General features: G+C 69.5%; 11 protein-coding genes. 5 read left to right on the top strand and 6 right to left on the bottom strand.

Annotated features, from left to right (window positions below; all coding sequences use genetic code 11):
- Positions 1 to 546: 546 nt before the first annotated feature.
- Together ACFFIA_RS37450 and ACFFIA_RS37445 are read left to right on the top strand one after the other, a co-directional pair.
- Positions 547 to 1,272, top strand: coding sequence for a hypothetical protein (locus ACFFIA_RS37450; RefSeq protein WP_377260751.1), 726 nt, complete (start codon positions 547 to 549; stop codon positions 1,270 to 1,272).
- A gap of 430 nt (positions 1,273 to 1,702) precedes the next feature.
- Positions 1,703 to 3,343 (top strand): metallophosphoesterase, encoded by a 1,641-nt coding sequence (locus ACFFIA_RS37445; protein ID WP_377260748.1) that lies wholly within the window; start codon positions 1,703 to 1,705, stop codon positions 3,341 to 3,343.
- A gap of 54 nt (positions 3,344 to 3,397) precedes the next feature.
- Here the strand turns inward: ACFFIA_RS37445 and ACFFIA_RS37440 are convergent, their stop codons facing one another.
- The 6 genes from ACFFIA_RS37440 to ACFFIA_RS37415 all read right to left on the bottom strand — a co-directional run bounded on the left by ACFFIA_RS37440 (position 3,398) and on the right by ACFFIA_RS37415 (position 13,396).
- Positions 3,398 to 3,838: an argonaute/piwi family protein gene (locus tag ACFFIA_RS37440; RefSeq protein ID WP_377260745.1), complete on the bottom strand. Its 441-nt coding sequence runs from the start codon at positions 3,836 to 3,838 to the stop codon at positions 3,398 to 3,400.
- 6 nt (positions 3,839 to 3,844) lie between these two features.
- The gene (locus ACFFIA_RS37435; protein ID WP_377260743.1) at positions 3,845 to 4,126 is read right to left on the bottom strand and encodes a hypothetical protein; all 282 of its coding nucleotides are present in this window, start codon (positions 4,124 to 4,126) and stop codon (positions 3,845 to 3,847) included.
- Positions 4,127 to 4,854: 728 nt separating this feature from the next.
- Positions 4,855 to 7,248, bottom strand: coding sequence for an ATP-binding cassette domain-containing protein (locus tag ACFFIA_RS37430; RefSeq protein ID WP_377260741.1), 2,394 nt, complete (start codon positions 7,246 to 7,248; stop codon positions 4,855 to 4,857).
- Positions 7,249 to 7,581: 333 nt separating this feature from the next.
- A complete protein-coding gene (locus ACFFIA_RS37425) occupies positions 7,582 to 10,866 on the bottom strand; it encodes a TIR-like protein FxsC (RefSeq protein ID WP_377260738.1) in 3,285 nt (1,094 codons plus the stop codon).
- A complete protein-coding gene (locus ACFFIA_RS37420; protein ID WP_377260736.1) occupies positions 10,863 to 11,936 on the bottom strand; it encodes an AAA family ATPase in 1,074 nt (357 codons plus the stop codon). Before ACFFIA_RS37420 ends, ACFFIA_RS37425 begins: the two co-directional genes overlap by 4 nt.
- The gene (locus tag ACFFIA_RS37415) at positions 11,933 to 13,396 is read right to left on the bottom strand and encodes a VMAP-C domain-containing protein (RefSeq protein WP_377260756.1); all 1,464 of its coding nucleotides are present in this window, start codon (positions 13,394 to 13,396) and stop codon (positions 11,933 to 11,935) included. Before ACFFIA_RS37415 ends, ACFFIA_RS37420 begins: the two co-directional genes overlap by 4 nt.
- Before the next feature lie 246 nt (positions 13,397 to 13,642).
- Between ACFFIA_RS37415 and ACFFIA_RS37410 the strand changes: the two genes are divergently transcribed.
- The 3 genes from ACFFIA_RS37410 (at position 13,643) to katG (ending at position 17,322) form a co-directional block, all read left to right on the top strand.
- Positions 13,643 to 14,527, top strand: coding sequence for an effector-associated domain 2-containing protein (locus ACFFIA_RS37410; RefSeq protein ID WP_377260734.1), 885 nt, complete (start codon positions 13,643 to 13,645; stop codon positions 14,525 to 14,527).
- Between the two features lie 125 nt (positions 14,528 to 14,652).
- The gene (locus ACFFIA_RS37405; protein WP_377260753.1) at positions 14,653 to 15,057 is read left to right on the top strand and encodes a Fur family transcriptional regulator; all 405 of its coding nucleotides are present in this window, start codon (positions 14,653 to 14,655) and stop codon (positions 15,055 to 15,057) included.
- Between the two features lie 69 nt (positions 15,058 to 15,126).
- Complete coding sequence (gene katG / locus ACFFIA_RS37400; RefSeq protein WP_377260732.1) at positions 15,127 to 17,322, top strand: catalase/peroxidase HPI; 2,196 nt, start codon at positions 15,127 to 15,129, stop codon at positions 17,320 to 17,322.
- Positions 17,323 to 17,325: the final 3 nt, after the last annotated feature.

Here is a 17,325-nt window from a genome sequence, read left to right as displayed (position 1 = left end):
GAGCGTGCCCGTGAGGTCCTTTCCGACATAGATCTTCCCGTTCGGATACGTGATCTTGTACACGACCTTCACGCGGACGACTATAGGCGCTCTCATACCGCATGAGCTACGGGATGAGACTTGCTACTACCTGACCAATTACGGGTCAGATAGTCTGATTCGCCACGTAAAGGTTGAATATCCGTTACGACCTGTGTCGCAGTAGGCGAATGTCGTCATGAAAGTTTTCATGAGCGCGCTGCGCTTGACTGCTACGATCCGTCGCGGTCCTTTGGCGGTATACGGGGCTAATGTGAGCGCAATTTTTCTTTCATAATGAAAGAAAGACAAGATCACAACTTCAAACACCCGCATCGGGCATACCGCTGGCTATGCCTTGACGGCGTTGGGCTCGCCTCTGCATCGCAGCTGCGGCGCAGTAGTTGCCTCTTCGCTCTTCGGTGTCTCGATCGTGGGCGACCGGTCCGAGAAGCGGCGCGGCTTGCGTGGTTTGAGGACCGGATAGAACGCCGTCATGACCTCAACCCCCACCTTTGAGGAGCCGATGTGACCATCCCTCCTGGTTCGAAGGCCACGCCATCGGTGTCTGCCGCTTTGGTTACGCAGACCGTCTATGGATGCAAGCTCGACGGAGCAGCGATCGGCAAGCTGGTGGCCGTCGCCGCGGAAGGCATAACGAATGCACGGATCGAGTACGCCACCAGTAGCGGTGGCACGCGAGTGCGCTCGGACTCCCTCGACGGTCTATGCCAGGTCGCAGACGTGTGCCTGCATCCGGCAGAACCGCGGCGTTTGGACACCCTTGACCTTCGGATCCACGCCGGCAGTCGATGCGTTGAGATCAGCATCGATGAACGGGCCGCATCCGTCGCTGTAGAAGACGACGAAGCTGCGTGGGCTATCGGAAGGGCTGAGCAACTTCGCAAGCTTCTCATCCGTGCTGATGGACACTCACGGTTCAGACGCTTGGACGTCGGTTGGGCGGCTCTGGCGGCCAGCGTGTTCACCACAGCAAGCATCATCATCTTCGTCGGAACGGGCAGGCTCGAAGCCACGAACAAGCTCCTTATGCTCGCTGGCCTGCTGGCCGCTCTCTCTGTCGCGGTGGTGGTCCTGGTTGGCCGTTGGCAGGCCCGACGCAACCAAACGCTGATCTGGGTCGCCGGTCCTCGACCTAGACGTGGTTGGGCTTCCTGGAACGTCAGCGAGCGCATGGCCGTCCTGACGCTCTTACTCGGACTTGGCAGTCTCTGCGTAACCGTTCTTCGCTGACCTCAGCCGGGTCGCGGCGATGACGTCGTCCACGTTCGCCGAAATGGTGACGGTCAGGGTGCTGGATGCCAGTTGGGTCTGCTGCACCGGTGGGTGACATTTGAGATGGCTTGTCCGGTGGGCGGGCTGGGAGGATGTCGCTGTGCCCAAGCCCTATCCCCGTGAGTTTCGCGACGACGTGGTCCGGGTCGCTCGTGAGGCACCCAGACCCGCACGTCCGGCCTCCCGTCTGGCGATCGGCCTGAACGGATGGGAAGCCGCGGGCCGCGAGGCCGTGGGAGCGGCGGCTTGGGGATTGACGGGCCGGGGAGGCGTTGGAGGGCGGCGTGTCCGACCGAGGATGATCATCCGGCCAGGGTCCGGCGTTCACCGGTCATTTGATCAAACTCGCCAGGGTGTGGCTACTCGTACCCTCAGTAAGGGAGCTGGCATGGCCAACCCCAGACCCAAGACCCGACACCTGCTGGCCCTAGCCGCCGCAGCGCTCGTCCTCCTGCCCACCGCGGCCGCGGAGGCCGGTGGCTCCGGGAACGCGCAGCCGGGCAACAAGACGCTCTGGCGCGGCGACTTCGACGGCGCCAGCGGTGCCTGGTCGGTGCAGACCGACGGCACGCCGGCTGGCTGGCGTGGCTGGACGTTCACTCAGCGGAACGACTGGTTCGCCGCCGCCGCACCCGCCGGCGTAGGCTGCAACCCGGAGACCGACCGGCCGCTGGACCAGCGCTGCTTCCTCGACGGGCGGCAGCAGTTCTCCCGCTCGCGTGGCGTGCTCGCGGTCGCCGACAACGGCATCGCGGCGGCCAAGGGCGCCACGGTCGACGGCAGCAACCCGGTCAACAGCACGCTGGTCAGCCCGGCCGTTCCGCTCAACAGCCGCAAGGCGATCGAGCTCGTCTTCTCCTCGCACTACCGGCAGGCGCACAAGGCTGTCGGCCGGGTGACGGTGGCGTTCGACGGCGGGGCGGAGCAGGAGATCCTGCGCTACTCGGCGGCTCGGGTCAGCGCGAACGGCGGCGGCGACGTCATCTCCGGCCAGGAGGTGATCCGGGTCAAGGTGCCGTCGGGCGCGCGCAACGCGGTGTTCCGCTTCGCGTACAGCGGCAATCGGCCGCAGATGTTCTGGGCGGTCGACGACGTGGTGGTCCGCACCCCGCTGCCGGCGCTGTCCAGCAACGCGAAGCCGGTGATGTTCCAGGTGCTCAGCGACATCCAGGTGGAGGGGCTGCCGTACACCGACAAGGCGCTCGACCTGCTGCGCCGCGAGGCGCCCGGCGCGAAGGGGTTCCTCTTCGCCGGTGACATCATCTCCGGGCCGCGCGAGGCGACCCAGGACCAGCAGGTCGCGGAGTACGCCCAGGTGAGCGCGGCGTTCGAAGGGCACAAGCTGCCGCCCGTGTACCCGGCGATCGGCAACCACGACGTGCGCAGCCGTGTGCTGACCATGGATCAGCAGATCAGCAACTACGTCACCTGGGCGAACCAGTGGGGCGCGAACATCACCAGGACGTACTACGAGAAGGTCGTCGGCGGTGTGCCGCTGATCGTGCTCGGCCCAGAGGCCGGCGTCGCCGAGGATGAGAAGAACGACATCAGCGACGCGCAGATGACGTTCCTGACCGAGCGCCTCGCCTACTGGTCCGGCAAGGGCAAGCAGGTGCTGGTGATGCGCCACTACCCGTTCGAGTGGACGGTCTCCGGCACGTACGGCAACTTCTACGGGAACGGCCCGCGCGAGTTCGACATCGAGAAGATCATCGGCAAGTACCCGAACGTGATCTACCTGAGCGGCCACACGCACTGGTCGCCGTACCGTCGCGACTGGGCCGCGCGGGTGGTCGTGGACGGCGGCAACAAGGACGGCTACACGGCGATCAACACGGGCGCGCTGGCGATGGAGTTCATGCCCAGCCCGGACGACCCGTGGGACGAGGACTCGGCCACCGACCGGCCCGAGTCGCCGGCCGTGCTGACCGTGGCCGTGTACGAGGACCGCACGGTGGTACGCGCCTTCGACGTGCTCACCGGCGAGCAGATCAACGAGTTCGAGGTAGCCAACCCAGCGACCCGCTGACCGTGGCAAGTCCGGCCCCGCCCGCCAGTACGTTCGGGCGGGGCCGGACCGTACTCACCACAGCCGCCGGCCACTGCCCCGGTCCCAGATGACATCCCGCCCTGCGAGGCGGCCGATCGCGAGCCGCCCTCGAGGCCCGGCTCGAGGGAGCCCGTCCCACGTGCTGCGCCGCATGATCTGCAGCGGTTGACGCAGGTGCAGCATGCGGGCCTTGAGCAGGTCGTCAAAATTCTCGATGCTCGGACCACGGTTACCGCCCTTCCCGGGACCGGGGCGTCTGCTGCCCGCGCGACCGGACCGCCGGGCTCGGGTATCCCGGAGCTGGTCGGGACGGGCGACGAGGATCAAGTCGACGCGGTTCTCCTCGGCAAGTGCGGCAATCTCGTCGGCGTACAGGTCGACAGCCTCGGTGACCGCGTCGGCACCGCTGCGGTTGGTCAGAGCCTGGAGCGGCCGGGCCGGCACCTGGCAGGTATTGCGGTCGGAGAAAACCAAGGGTCGTTAATAGGCCGCGCGGTCGATGTCGCAGCCGGGAAACGACGGGAACAGGTGCGGGTAGCGTTCATCCTTGACTGGAATCGGTTCCCGGCACCGTTCCAGCCAGCGGCGCAACCCATCGAGGTGGCCGGCTGGGCCCACCAGGCCGATGCGGATCGCGGACGGTGCGCTGGGGGCGTTGAGATCGGCCGGGCCGTACGCACTCAGTCCGAACAGTGGATCGATGTGGCGGCTTCCCCCACCGAACTCCAGCTGCGGCTCGTCGAGAACCTCCGCGTACATCATGATCCGCACCTCCGTCGGCCGGCCGCTCGTACCGTCGTCGTGCCCCGCCGATTCCGTCATGGCGGCTTCGCCGCTACCGTCGAGCTGTCTGTGGTGGGCGACTCGTCAACATCCGATCCGTCATCGTCGAGGGCGAACATCAGGATCCGCCAAACGTGTGCGCCGCGATGTCGCCGGCCGCTTCGTCACCTGGACGCATCGCCGCTCATTCGGGCCAACCCGGGCCGGGCAGACCCAGTGCCCAATGTCGCATCCCGAACAGACGAGGCGCCTACGAGCCGCCCGAGTCCATATAGGACGCTACGTCTCGCCCGGAAGAGAAAGAACCGCAGGTCAAGCCCTAGAGTGCGGAAATGGCCATCGATATTATCGACGCACACCTATGGATTAAAAGTCCTCAGCTCTGCCAATTGAGCTAGCGGCCCGCGATCAACAAGGTTACCGGAGTCCTCGATGCCATGGCCTGCGGCTTCCAGCCTGCGGATTGTGTCGCGGAGACGATTTGTGCTTCAGGTGACCGGGCACGGCGGGCGGAAGTGGATCGCTGGGGGCCGCCGCCCATCTGGTGGTGGGCGCCGTTGGGCCTGGAACCTTCCTCCTCGGCCGCGGCGAGCGGCCGCTGTAGCTCCCGTCTCAGACGGTCGGATTGATCAGATGAGGGCCTGCAACGGGCCTCGACGCCAACGAACCCCGTCCGGAGCGGTCGGGGTTCGTTGGTGTGCCGTTGGTCAGGAGCCGACGTACTCGGCGAGGTGTTTGCCGGTGAGCGTGGAGCGGACGGCGATGAGGTCGGCTGGCGTGCCCTCGTAGACGATCTGGCCGCCGTCGTGGCCGGCGCCGGGGCCGAGGTCGATGATCCAGTCGGCGTGTGCCATGACGGCCTGGTGGTGTTCGATGACGATGACGGATTTGCCGGCGTCGACGAGTCGGTCGAGGAGGCCGAGGAGTTGTTCGACGTCGGCGAGGTGGAGGCCGGTGGTGGGCTCGTCGAGGATGTAGGTGCCGCCCTTGTCGGCCATGTGCGTGGCCAGCTTGAGGCGTTGGCGTTCGCCGCCGGAGAGAGTGGTCAACGGTTGGCCGAGCGTGAGGTAGCCGAGTCCGACGTCGGCGAGTCGCTGGAGGATGGCGTGTGCGGCGGGGGTGCGGGCGTCGCCGGTGTCGAAGAATTCCTCGGCCTCGGCGACCGACATGGCGAGCACTTCGCTGATGTCGCGACCGCCGAGGCGGTATTCCAGCACTGACGCCTGGAATCGCTTGCCGTCGCATTCCTCGCAGGTGGTGGCGACGCCGGCCATCATGGCCAGGTCGGTGTAGATGACGCCGGCGCCGTTGCAGGTGGGGCAGGCGCCTTCGGAGTTGGCGCTGAAGAGGGCCGGCTTGACACCGTTGACCTTGGCAAATGCCTTGCGGATCGGGTCGAGCAGTCCGGTGTACGTGGCGGGGTTGCTCCGCCGCGAGCCGCGGATCGGGGTCTGGTCGACCGACACCACGCCCGCGCTCGCGGGGACCGACCCGTGCAGGAGTGAACTCTTGCCCGAGCCGGCTACGCCCGTCACCACGACCAGTACGCCGAGCGGGATGTCGACGTCGACGTCGCGGAGGTTGTTGGCCTTCGCGCCACGGATCTCCAGCGTGCCGGTGGGGGTACGCACCTTCTCCTTGAGGGCAGCCCGGTCATCGAGGTGGCGGCCGGTGACGGTGTCGCTGGCCCGCAGCCCCTCGATGGTGCCCTCGAAGCAGACCGCGCCGCCCGCCGTACCGGCGCCGGGGCCGAGGTCGACGACGTGGTCGGCGATCGCGATGACCTCCGGCTTGTGCTCCACGACCAGCACGGTGTTGCCCTTGTCGCGCAGGCGCAGCAGCAGGCCGTTCATCCGCTCGATGTCGTGGGGATGCAGGCCGGCGGTGGGCTCGTCGAAGACGTAGGTGACGTCGGTGAGCGACGACCCCAGGTGGCGGATCATCTTGGTGCGCTGCGCCTCGCCGCCCGACAGCGTGCCCGAGGGCCGGTCGAGCGAGAGGTAGCCCAGCCCGATCTCGACGAACGAGTCGAGGGTCTGCTGGAGCGAGGCGAGCAGCGGCGCCACCGAGGGCTCGTCGAGGCCGCGGACCCATTCGGCCAGGTCGCTGATCTGCATCGCGCAGGCGTCGGCGATGTTGACCTTCTTGATCTTCGACGACCGGGCGCCCTCGCTGAGTCGCGTGCCATCGCAGTCGGGGCAGGTGGTGAAGGTGACCGCCCGCTCCACGAACGCCCGGATGTGCGGCTGCATCGCCTCCTTGTCCTTGGACAGGAACGACTTCTGGATCTTGGGGATCAGCCCCTCGTAGGTGAGGTTTATGCCCTCGACCTTCACCTTGGTGGGCTCCTTGTAAAGGAAGTCCTGCATCTCCTTCTTGGTGAACTTGCGGATTGGCTTGTCCGGGTCGAGGAAGCCCGACTCGGCGTAGAGCCGCACGGTCCACCAGCTGTCCGACTTCCAGCCGGGGATGGTGAACGCGCCCTCGGCGATCGACTTGGAGTCGTCGTAGAGCTGTGTGAGGTCGATGTCGGAGACCTTGCCCCGGCCTTCGCACCGGGGACACATGCCGCCGGTACGGGAGAAGGTCTGCTTCACGGCCTTCTGGTTGGTGCCGCGCTCGACGGTGATCGCGCCGCTCGCCCGCACCGACGCGACGTTGAAGGCGAACGCGCTGGGCGGACCGATGTACGGCTTGCCGAGCCGGCTGAAGAGGATGCGCAGCATCGCGTTGGCGTCGGTGGCGGTGCCGACCGTCGAGCGGGGGTCGGCGCCCATCCGCTGCTGGTCGACGATGATCGCGGTCGTCAGCCCGTCGAGCACGTCGACCTCGGGCCGGGCCAGCGTCGGCATGAAGCCCTGCACGAAGGCGCTGTAGGTCTCGTTGATCAGCCGCTGCGACTCCGCCGCGATGGTGTCGAACACCAGCGAACTCTTGCCCGAGCCGGAGACACCGGTGAACACCGTCAGCCGGCGCTTCGGGATCTCGATGCTGACGTCCTTGAGGTTGTTGACCCGCGCGCCGTGCACGCGGATCATCTCGTGGCTGTCGGCAGCGTGCAGCGCAGGCGACTGCGTGTCCTTCTTCGTGGCCTTGCTCATCGTGTCTCCATCTGTCGGGCGGGGCCGCGGATCGGCGGTCTCCGTCGGGCGTCGCCTGGGTCGATCTAACCAGCCTCGTCCTGCGCCGCCGGGTCCCGCATCGTCGCGCAATCCCTGTCTACCTGACCGGCGGCGTCAGAGGGGGGCGCGGGAGCGGGTCGGCGCTCACCGGTCGGTCATTCTCGCTCCCGGGGTAGCAGTCGCGGACAATCCCGACAATGGTGATCTCCATGACAGTCACGCTACGTGAGGCTCGGTGACCGCGCTTCTCGATTCCTGACCAGTCTCGTCACACTTGGCGGGGAGGTCGCCGAGCGGGACGCCGGCCGCCTGCTACTCCGCGAAGACGTTGCGGAGGGTCTTCGTCTCGGCCACACCGGGCGCCACCCAGTACTCCCGGTGGAAGCTCACGATCCGCTGCGCCAGGCGCCACACGACCGCCTTGAAGTCGTCCTCCCGACCCAGGGCATAGAGGCCGTACAGGCCCTCCTCCATGTACAGCGATGTGACCTCATCGGGCAGGCCGGTCGGCCAGAATGACTGGATTTCCCGGACCACTCGCGGGAGGCGATCCTCCCGCGTCGGTGACCAGAGGACCGGCAGGATCCCTGTCTGCGCCACCGCATCGCCGCCGTCACGCGACAGGACAGAGCGGCGGGAGAAGGCGTGCCACTCCCGCCCGCACCACCTACTGGAGAGGTAGGGCCCCGAGATCAACGGCACGAAGACCTGGCAGGTGCCGACGGCGCGCAGGAGCTCTTGGCTCCACTGCTCACCGTCACTCGGCCACCGATCCATGAACCCGGGCTCCCAGCCCGGCCGCCGGCCCACGAGTTCGCCGAGGTACCGCGACAGCTCGTCGAAAAAGCGCATCACCAAGTCGTCGCGCGGGGCATCGGAGGGCCGGCGGGTCTGCACGTAGCTGAGAAAGAAGATCGGGGCGTCTGACTCGTCGCCACTGCCACCGGCCACTGCGGACTCGACTTCGGCGGGAGGCGGTTCGGCGACCGTGACGGACCACCCTGCCCGCCGCGGAGCGGCCTCCGCGAGAAGGTCCCGGAGGCGACCGAGAAACGCGGCGCTCGGCATGGCCCCATCGAAGACCTCGTCATGTGGCACGTTCGGAAGGGCGTCGGGCCACTCTGTACCGACCAGAAGTGGCAGCACGCGAGGGCTGTCCGCGGCCAGAGTCACTAGCTGAGGTAACAACCCCTTCTCCTCCGCCGTCGGGCCAACCACAACCACGGCCGCCGCTGTGGACTGATCGGCGATCGCGCGTAAAGAGTCGACGGTCAGCGGCTCGGGACGCGCTCGCCGGACGGGGATGCCCTCTCGCCGCAGGTACACCTCAAGTCGCTCGACGTACGGCAGGTGCCGGCGGCCAGACGTGAGAATGACGAACGGTGTGGACGAATCGGAGGCGGCACGGTTGGGGCCGAGAACGATCGGGCGCCCACTCGGTGCGGAGAGCACAGGGACCCCCTCCCAGCCTTGTTGCCTCGCCCGCCGCACGAGGCATTCGAAGACCCCTTCCACGGTCAGCTCCGCCGGCAGGTGTGGGTCGCCACCGGCCAGCACGCCGGAAAGCTCATCCAGAAAGCCGTCCTGGCCCGATGGTCCGTCACCGACGAGCATGTGCCACCGCGGCGGGACCAGCTCCGAGATCTCTCTTCGACTGTCGAATATCAGGAGCACCGGTGTGTCGCCAACCCGACCCTCGATGTCTCGGATCAGCCGCCGCAGCGGCAGAGCCTCCGGCACCGATCCGGTCGCCAGGAGGAGTTGTGGCTCGCCTGGCACGTCGATGAACGCGGCACCGGAGCAGCACACGATCAGCAGATCCCGGGCCTCGGTCGCAGCCGCCGCGACCGCTTCCCGCACCGCGTTGGCGGTTGTGGGACCGGTCACGACGCGGGGCATGACACGAAGTCCACAGCTCTCGACAAAAGCGTTGGCAAGGGTCCGCACCTGCTGGGACCTATCGCTGTCAGCAGCGAACAAACCACTGATGAGGACGGCTCGGGTCCCGGGACTGTCCAGCCGGATCGGGCCTAAAGGTGCTGGCTTCGCCGGCTCCGGGGCGGCGACCCCGGCCTCGGCGATGCGCCTTCGCACAGCGCGGCCGGCGGCCTCGTCGAGGCGGTCGGCCAGCAGGGCGTAGCGGGAGCCCATTCCGCGCAGGACGGTGGCGGCGATCCGTGCGACCGGCAGCGTGCCCGCGCTCAGCTCCGGCACGCGGCTGCCCTCGGGGTCGACCAGCAGGGCCGGGAAGTCCAGCGGCTGCCCGAGCCGGTCGCTGACGTACCGGGAGACCTCGGTGAGGACCCTCAGCACCTCGTACCGGTCGCCACCTTCGAGCAGGAGGTCGCGTACGCCGGGCAGGAAGTCGAACTCGGTCAGCTCGGCGTCGCCGGGACTCGCGGTGCGCTGGACGAGCATGCCGCTGACGAATACCTCGGCCAGGTGCGCTGTGGTCGACGTGGGGAGCATGACGTGCTGGATCAGCCGCATGATGGGGAGCGTGAGCGGGGCGGCCGCGAAGTAGCCGGCCAGCCGCTGCGCGGTGGGCGACGCGGCGTGGAAGAAGCGTTGGATCACCTCCTCGGCCTCCACCACGGGGGCGGTGGCGCCGGTGGGCGGCTGGAGCACCTCGGCGCTCGCGGCGCCGCCCGAGGCGACCGCCTGGGCCCGGCGGCTCAGTCCGTCCGGCGACAGCTCGACCACCGGCACCGCTACGCGCTGCCCGTATCGGTGCGGCGGCATCGGCCCGAAGGTGGTGCGCAGGCCCGTCCCGCGCCACAACCGCCGCGGCAGCACGTTGACGACCTGGAGGTGGTTGACCGCGGCCCACCGCTGCACCTGCCGGTCCATCCGGCCGTCGTGCCAGCCACGGCCGATCCCGTCGGTCACCACGAGGATCAGCAGACGCTGGGTCGGGTCCACGATGGTCGAGGGATCGAGGGTCGCGCCGGCCATCGGCCCCACCGGTTCGAGCTGGAGCGGCCGCCCGGGCTCCAGCCGCTCGCTGTCGAAGGCGTAGGTCGAGATGGTGCGGAAGGCGCCGACCTGTTGCAGCAGGAGCTGAAACTCGTCGACGGTACGGTCCCACACGAGCATCGACGGCGACCCGTCGGCGATCAGGGCGAGGTTGAAGCGCGGCTCGGGCACCGGCCGCCGCACCGGTACCCACAGCTTGTCGACCGCGATGCGCTCGGCGGTGGCCGCCTCGTCGACGGCCAGCGCGTGCCGGGACGGCACGCGCACGCGCAGCGGCCGCATCGCGCGGGCCAGCCGTAGCGCCGCCGGCAGCGCGGGGACCCGGGGCGCGCCGACCCGCAGGGCGTCGGTGACCTCGCTGTCGCCGTGGGCGGCCGTGTCCGGGTACATCTCGGCGACCGGCTCCGGGGTCGCGCCGTCGTCCGGGCCGGTGACCCGGGGCGGTACCGGCGTGCCCTGCTCGGGCGGCGGATCCGGTGCGAGCCCGGCGGTGTCCGGCTCGGCCGCCAGCGATGGCACGGCCCCCTTGGCGAACTGGGCCAGCCACACCGCCTCGGCGACCTCGAGGGCGGTCACGTCCGGCAGGGCTCGCGCCAGGGCAGCCACGAGCCGAGTGGTCACGGCACCGCCGCCGGCTTCTTCCCCGGGCCGGGATTGCTCAGATCGCCGAGGACCGCGCTCACGGTCTGGAGCATGGCGGCGTCGGCCTCCGCGTCGTTCCGGGCGAAGCGCAGGTACACCGCGCTGAGGATCTGATCGGTGGCGTAGACGCCGGAGCCGCCACGCTCCGCGACGAAGGCGTCGATCATCTCCCGGGCCCGGGCCGCGACGTCGGAGCCCAGGTGAGCCTCCACCATCGCCGCGATCTGGTCGGGCTCCGGTTCGGCGAGCACCAGGCGTACGCACCGGCGCAGGAACGCGTGCGGAAACTCCCGCTCGGCGTTGCTGGTCAGCACGATGAACGGGAACGCCCGGCAGCGTACGTGCCCGTTGGTGACCGGCGCCGAGATGCCCTCGTCGGCGGTGGCCACGTCGACCCGCACCGTGGTGGCGGCGATCCGGCGCAGCTCCGGTATCGCGTACTCGCCCTCCTCGAAGACGTGCAGCAGGTCGTTGGGCAGGTCGATGTCGCTCTTGTCGATCTCGTCGATGAGCAGCACGCGCGGCCGCTCGTACGGGAGCAGCGCCGTGCCGAGCGGCCCCAAAGTCAGGTAGCGCCCGATGCCGGCCTCGTCGAATCCGGACTCGCCCGCCGCCTCGCCACGGTCACCTCCCGCGTACAGGCGGCGCAGGTTCTCCTCGCGGAGGCGGCCGATCGGGTCGTAGTCGTACAGGCCGTCGGCGAGCGTGGAGCGGCTGGAGATCGGCCATGTCAGCACCGGTCCGAGCCCCAGCTCGTGCGCCACCGCGTAGGCGAGGGCCGACTTGCCGACGCCCGGCTTTCCGGTGACCAGCAGGGGGCGGCGCAGGTACAGGGCGGCGTTGACCATCTGTACCACGGTGGGGTCCATCCGGCCGGCCAGCGCGGGACGGCGGCTGCCGAGTCTTCGTGCCGTGCCGGGGTCGGCCTGGGCAGCCGGTATCGGGAGCGGCGGCCCGCCGGCGAAGGCCCGCCAGTTGGGCGGTGGCGGCAGGTGGCTGATGCCGTCGTGCCGCTCCCCCGTGCCACGGAAGATGAGCCAGTCGGTCATTTGAATACTCCTGCCGGTCGGGGCGCCACCAGCGTCAGGTCGTCGGGGGGCGTACGGGTCGGGTCGTCCCACAGCAGCACCAGGTCGCGGCGGATGTCGTCCTGGCCGGCCCAGCCCAGCTCGCGAAACCGCCACACGGCGTCCGGCAGCTCGTCGACCGGGCGGGCACTGCTCACGTCGGTCAGCACCTTGCGGCGGGCATCGCTGCCCCGCTCGCCCCGGACCCACACAGCCACCGGCGCTCCGGTGTCCACGACCGCCTCCACCGCCTCGGCGGCGAGCGCCACCATCGGGCAGGTGATGGCGAGCCAGGCCCAGTCGGCCTGCTCCAGCCGGTCGGTCTCCTCGCGCGCGTCGCCGCCGGTCGTGGACGCGAGCCACTCGGCCACCTCGGTAGCCGCGTGCCCGGTGGCGATCACCCTCGCGGTGATCTTCCGCCGGCGAGCGAGCCGCTCGCTGCCCTCGGGCGAGCGGCCGTCCGGGCGGACGCTGACCCGGTACAGGGCGCCGAGCCGGCGAAGGTTGCCGTCGCGGGTCAGCTCCCAGCGGTCGACGGGCTCGTTGAGGTGGCTTCGCGGCAGGACGAACTCGATGCGGGCGCGCCGCTCGGGCGCGAGCGTGGTCGTGGCGTATCGCTCCAGCAACCCCCGGAGCCAGGACTGGAGCTCCTCGCGCGTGACCGTCTCCTCCGGCCCGCAGTTGGGGGCCGCCTCGCCGGCCTCGGAGAGCCAGGCGGCGACACTGAACCGGTGCTCGTCGACCGGCTCCAGCCGGATCTCCAGGCACGGCTTGCCGCCCTCGGCCGGTGCGAGCTGCCGCCGCAGCCGCTCCCGCAGCGCGACAAGCTCGGCCCGGCGCCCCTCCGGCACCAGCCGCAGGTGCTCGTCGATCCACCGGCGCAGCCCGTCGGCCGCGTCCAGCTCGGTGGCGGACGCCGCGGCGAACTCCAGAAACCGGAACAGCGGCATCGAGCTGTGCCGCCCCTCCAGCCAGGTCACCGCCGCACGCAGCGTGCCGACCGCCGGGTATCCCCGGGTCGGGCTGGTCGCGTCGGCGAGGAGCGCGCTCACCGCACGGTTGAGGGTCAGCCCCGCCAGCTCGTCGAGGAGCGACAGGCGGTCGGCGTCGGGCATCCAGACCGGCTCCCGCCGGGCCAGCTCCTCACACACCTCGGTGAACGTCTGCGTCGCCGGCTGCCCCGGGGCGACCACCGCGACGGCCTGTGCCAGGAGGCGAAGCGTCCGCGGCCGGTTGAGGACGGCGGTGACGATCTCGACCAGGTGCGCGCGCTGGCTCGTCGGCCGCTTGGGATCGAGGCGGGCGTCCGGGTCGTCCACGCGCAGCCCCAGCCCGACCAGCTCGACGATCTGGTCCCTGGTGGCCGCGTCCTTGGTCTCGGCGATGTCTTCGAGCGCGGCGACCAGGCTCTCGACCACCTCGATGCCGGCCCAGGTCGGCATGGTCACGGGACGACCGCCAGCGCGTGCCGCACCGACCTTCTCACCCGTGTAGCCACGACCACCAATCCGCCGAAGTCCGGCGCCAGCGTACTGAGGACTCACACCGGTACGAAGGGTCCGACGGGATCGAACCATGTAGCGACTCGGGCGACCCGGAAAGTCGTACCGGACCGTTCCGCTATCGGACCTTCGTATCGACAATGGGCGACGGCGCCGATACGCAGAAGCGATCATGGAAGGGGCCCGATGAGTGACGCCGGCCGGTCCCGGCGGGTCTTCGTCTCGTACGCGCACGAGTCGCCCGCCCACATCGAGCAGGTGCGCCAGCTCTGGACCCTCCTGCTCGAAAACGGCGTGGACGCGCGCCTCGACCTGCCCGCGACGGCCGAGCGCCAGGACTGGCCGCTGTGGATGATGGAGCAGCTGCGCCACGCCGACTACGTCGTGGTCGTGGCCTCGCCCGCGTACCGGCGGCGCGCGGACGGCGAAGCCGCGGCCGACGAGGGGCGGGGCGTGCAGTTCGAGGGCGCGCTGCTGCGCGAGCAGTTGTACGCCGACCGCCCCACCTGGACCAGGAAGATCCTGCCGGTGATCCTCCCCGGCCAGAGCGAGGACGGCATCCCGATCTTCCTCGGCCCGGCCACCGGCACCAGCTACCCGGTGAAGGAGCTGTCGGCGACCGGCCTCGAAGAGCTGGTTCGCGTGATCACCGGCCAGCCGGCGGTGGTGGCGCCGCCCCTCGCCCCGCCGCCCGCGCTGCCGCCCGCACCGCCACTGCCCGCACCGCCCGCGCCGCCACCGCCCGCGCCGCCACCGGCAGCGGCTCCCACGGCCGGCAGCCCGCTCGACGAGCTGTCCGCCATCGCCGACGCCTTCGGTGAGCTCCCGGAGTTTGGCAGCGCGCAGGGGCGGCACCAGATACTCCTGCTCCTGCCGCCACAGATCCGCGGCGCGATCAACGACATGCCCAACGCGCGCATGCACACCATCTCGATCGTCCAGACCTGTGCCCGGTTTGGCCCCGCCGGGCAGGCCGCCCTGCTCGCCATCCTCCGCGCCGCCCTCCCGGCCGGCGACCCGGCAGTCCAGCGCGCGACCGATCTGATCACGGCGGCGACGCTCTTCGACTGAGTCCAAGGAGTGGGATCCGCCCGACCCGACACCGTGTGTTTGGTAACTGTACGGCGTTTTTCTTGACTCAATCCAGAAAAGTGATCCAGAATCGTCGGGTGCGTGCCACGTTCGACGCCGAGCCTATGCTTCGCGGGGCCTCAGTGCGGGTCACCCGGCCCCGCGTGGCTGTGCTGACCGCGGTGCACGAGCATCCCCACGCCGATACGGAGTCGATCATCCGGGTCGTTCGCGGGGATCTTGGCGAGGTCTCCACGCAGGCGGTCTACGACGTGCTGCGGGCCCTGACCGCGGCGGGCCTGGTGCGGCGCATCGAGCCGGCGGGCTCGGTGGCCCGCTACGAGGCACGAGTCGGTGACAACCACCACCACGTCGTCTGCCGGTCGTGCGGTGACATCGCCGACGTCGACTGCGCGGTCGGCGAGGCGCCCTGCCTGACCGCCTCTGACGATCACGGCTACGTGATCGACGAGGCGGAGATCGTCTACTGGGGGTTGTGCCCCGCCTGCTCCACCAGAACCGATTCCTGATCTGACTGATCCGTCGGTCTCAGACCTGTCTGTGGCCGGCAACACAAACCCGATCCCGAGGAGAGCAACGTGGAAAGCGAGAACAAGGGCCTCATCTCGAGTGAGTCCCCCGTGCGTCCCCCCCGGGCACGGTCCAACCGGGACTGGTGGCCCAACCAGCTCGAGCTGGGCGTACTGCACCAGAACCCGCCCGCCGGCGACCCGATGGGCAAGGGGTTCGACTACGCCAAGGAGTTCAAGACGCTCGACCTCCAGGCCGTGAAGGCGGACATCAACGAGGTCATGACCACGTCGCAGGACTGGTGGCCGGCTGACTACGGCCACTACGGCCCGCTCTTCATCCGGATGGCCTGGCACAGCGCCGGCACCTACCGGATCACCGACGGCCGCGGCGGCGCCGGCTCGGGCGACCAGCGCTTCGCCCCCCTGAACAGCTGGCCGGACAACGCCAGCCTGGACAAGGCGCGCCGGCTGCTGTGGCCGGTCAAGAAGAAGTACGGCAAGAAGCTCTCGTGGGCCGACCTGATGGTGCTCGCGGGCAACTGCGCCCTGGAGTCGATGGGCTTCAAGACCTTCGGCTTCGCCGGCGGCCGTGCGGACGTCTGGGAGCCCGAGGAGATCAACTGGGGCACCGAGGACACCTGGCTCGGCGACAAGCGCTACAGCGGTGACCGTGACCTCGCCAAGCCGTACGGCGCGGTGCAGATGGGCCTGATCTACGTCAACCCGGAGGGGCCAAACGGCAACCCGGACGCGCTCGCCGCCGCCCGGGACATCCGGGAGACGTTCGGCCGGATGGCGATGAACGACGAGGAGACCGTCGCCCTCATCGCCGGTGGCCACACGTTCGGCAAGGCGCACGGCGCCGCCAACCCGGACCGCAACGTCGGTCCGGAGCCGGAGGCCGCCCCGATCGAGGAGATGGGTCTCGGCTGGAAGAACGCCCACGGCTCCGGCAAGGGCGGCGACACCATCACGAGCGGCCTCGAGGGCGCGTGGACGCCCACGCCGACCGCGTGGGACAACAGCTTCTTCGAGACGCTCTTCAGCTTCGAGTGGGAGCAGACCACGAGCCCGGCGGGCGCGAAGCAGTGGAAGCCGACCGACGCGGCGGCGGCCGACCTCGTGCCGGACGCCCACGACCCGTCGAAGCGGCACGCGCCGATGATGCTCACCACCGACCTCGCCCTGCGGGTCGACCCGATCTACGAGCCGATCGCGCGCCGCTTCTACGAAAACCCGCAGGAGTTCGCCGACGCGTTCGCCAAGGCGTGGTTCAAGCTCACTCACCGCGACATGGGTCCGATCGCGCGCTACCTCGGCCCGCTGGTCCCGGCTGAGCAGCAGATCTGGCAGGACCCGGTCCCGCCGGTCACGCACGAGCTGGTCGGCGCCGACGACATCGCCGCGCTCAAGGAGACCGTCCTCGCCTCCGGGCTGTCCGTCTCCGAGCTGGTCGCGACCGCCTGGGCCTCGGCCTCGACGTTCCGCGGCACCGACAAGCGCGGTGGCGCCAACGGCGCGCGCATCCGCCTGGCCCCGCAGAACGGCTGGGAGGTCAACGACCCGGCCCAGCTCGCCCGGGTCCTGGGCACGCTGGAGCGGATCCAGCAGGAGTTCAACGCCGCGCAGTCCGGTGGCAAGCAGATCTCGCTGGCCGACCTGATCGTGCTCGCCGGTTCCGCCGCGGTCGAGCGGGCCGCCAAGGACGGCGGTGTCGACGTCGTGGTCCCCTTCACGCCGGGGCGCACCGACGCGTCGCAGGAGCAGACCGACGCGGAGTCCTTCGCGGTGCTGGAGCCGACGACCGACGGCTTCCGCAACCACCTCGGCAAGGGCAACGTCAAGCCGACCGAGCAGCTGCTCGTCGACCGGGCCCAGCTGCTGACGCTGAGCGCGCCGGAGATGACCGTCCTGGTGGGCGGCCTGCGCGTGCTGAACGCGAACACGCAGCAGTCGCGGCACGGCGTGTTCACCGACCGGCCGGGCGTGCTGACCACCGACTTCTTCGTCAACCTGCTCGACTTCGGCACCACGTGGACGCCGACCACGGACGAGGAGGAGCTGTTCGAGGGTCGCGACGACAGCACGGGCGAGGTGAAGTGGACCGCCACTCGCGTCGACCTGGTCTTCGGTTCGAACTCGATCCTGCGGGCGCTGGCCGAGGTGTACGGCAGCGACGACGCCAAGGAGAAGTTCGTGGCTGACTTCGTGGCCGCCTGGGTCAAGGTCATGGAACTCGACCGGTTCGACATCGCCGCCTGACAG

Source organism: Phytohabitans kaempferiae, assembly GCF_042433955.1.
In the GTDB taxonomy this organism is placed as follows: domain Bacteria; phylum Actinomycetota; class Actinomycetes; order Mycobacteriales; family Micromonosporaceae; genus Phytohabitans; species Phytohabitans kaempferiae.
The sequence above is the reverse complement of the archived record's forward strand: the minus strand, read 5'-3'. Positions and strand labels throughout refer to the sequence as shown.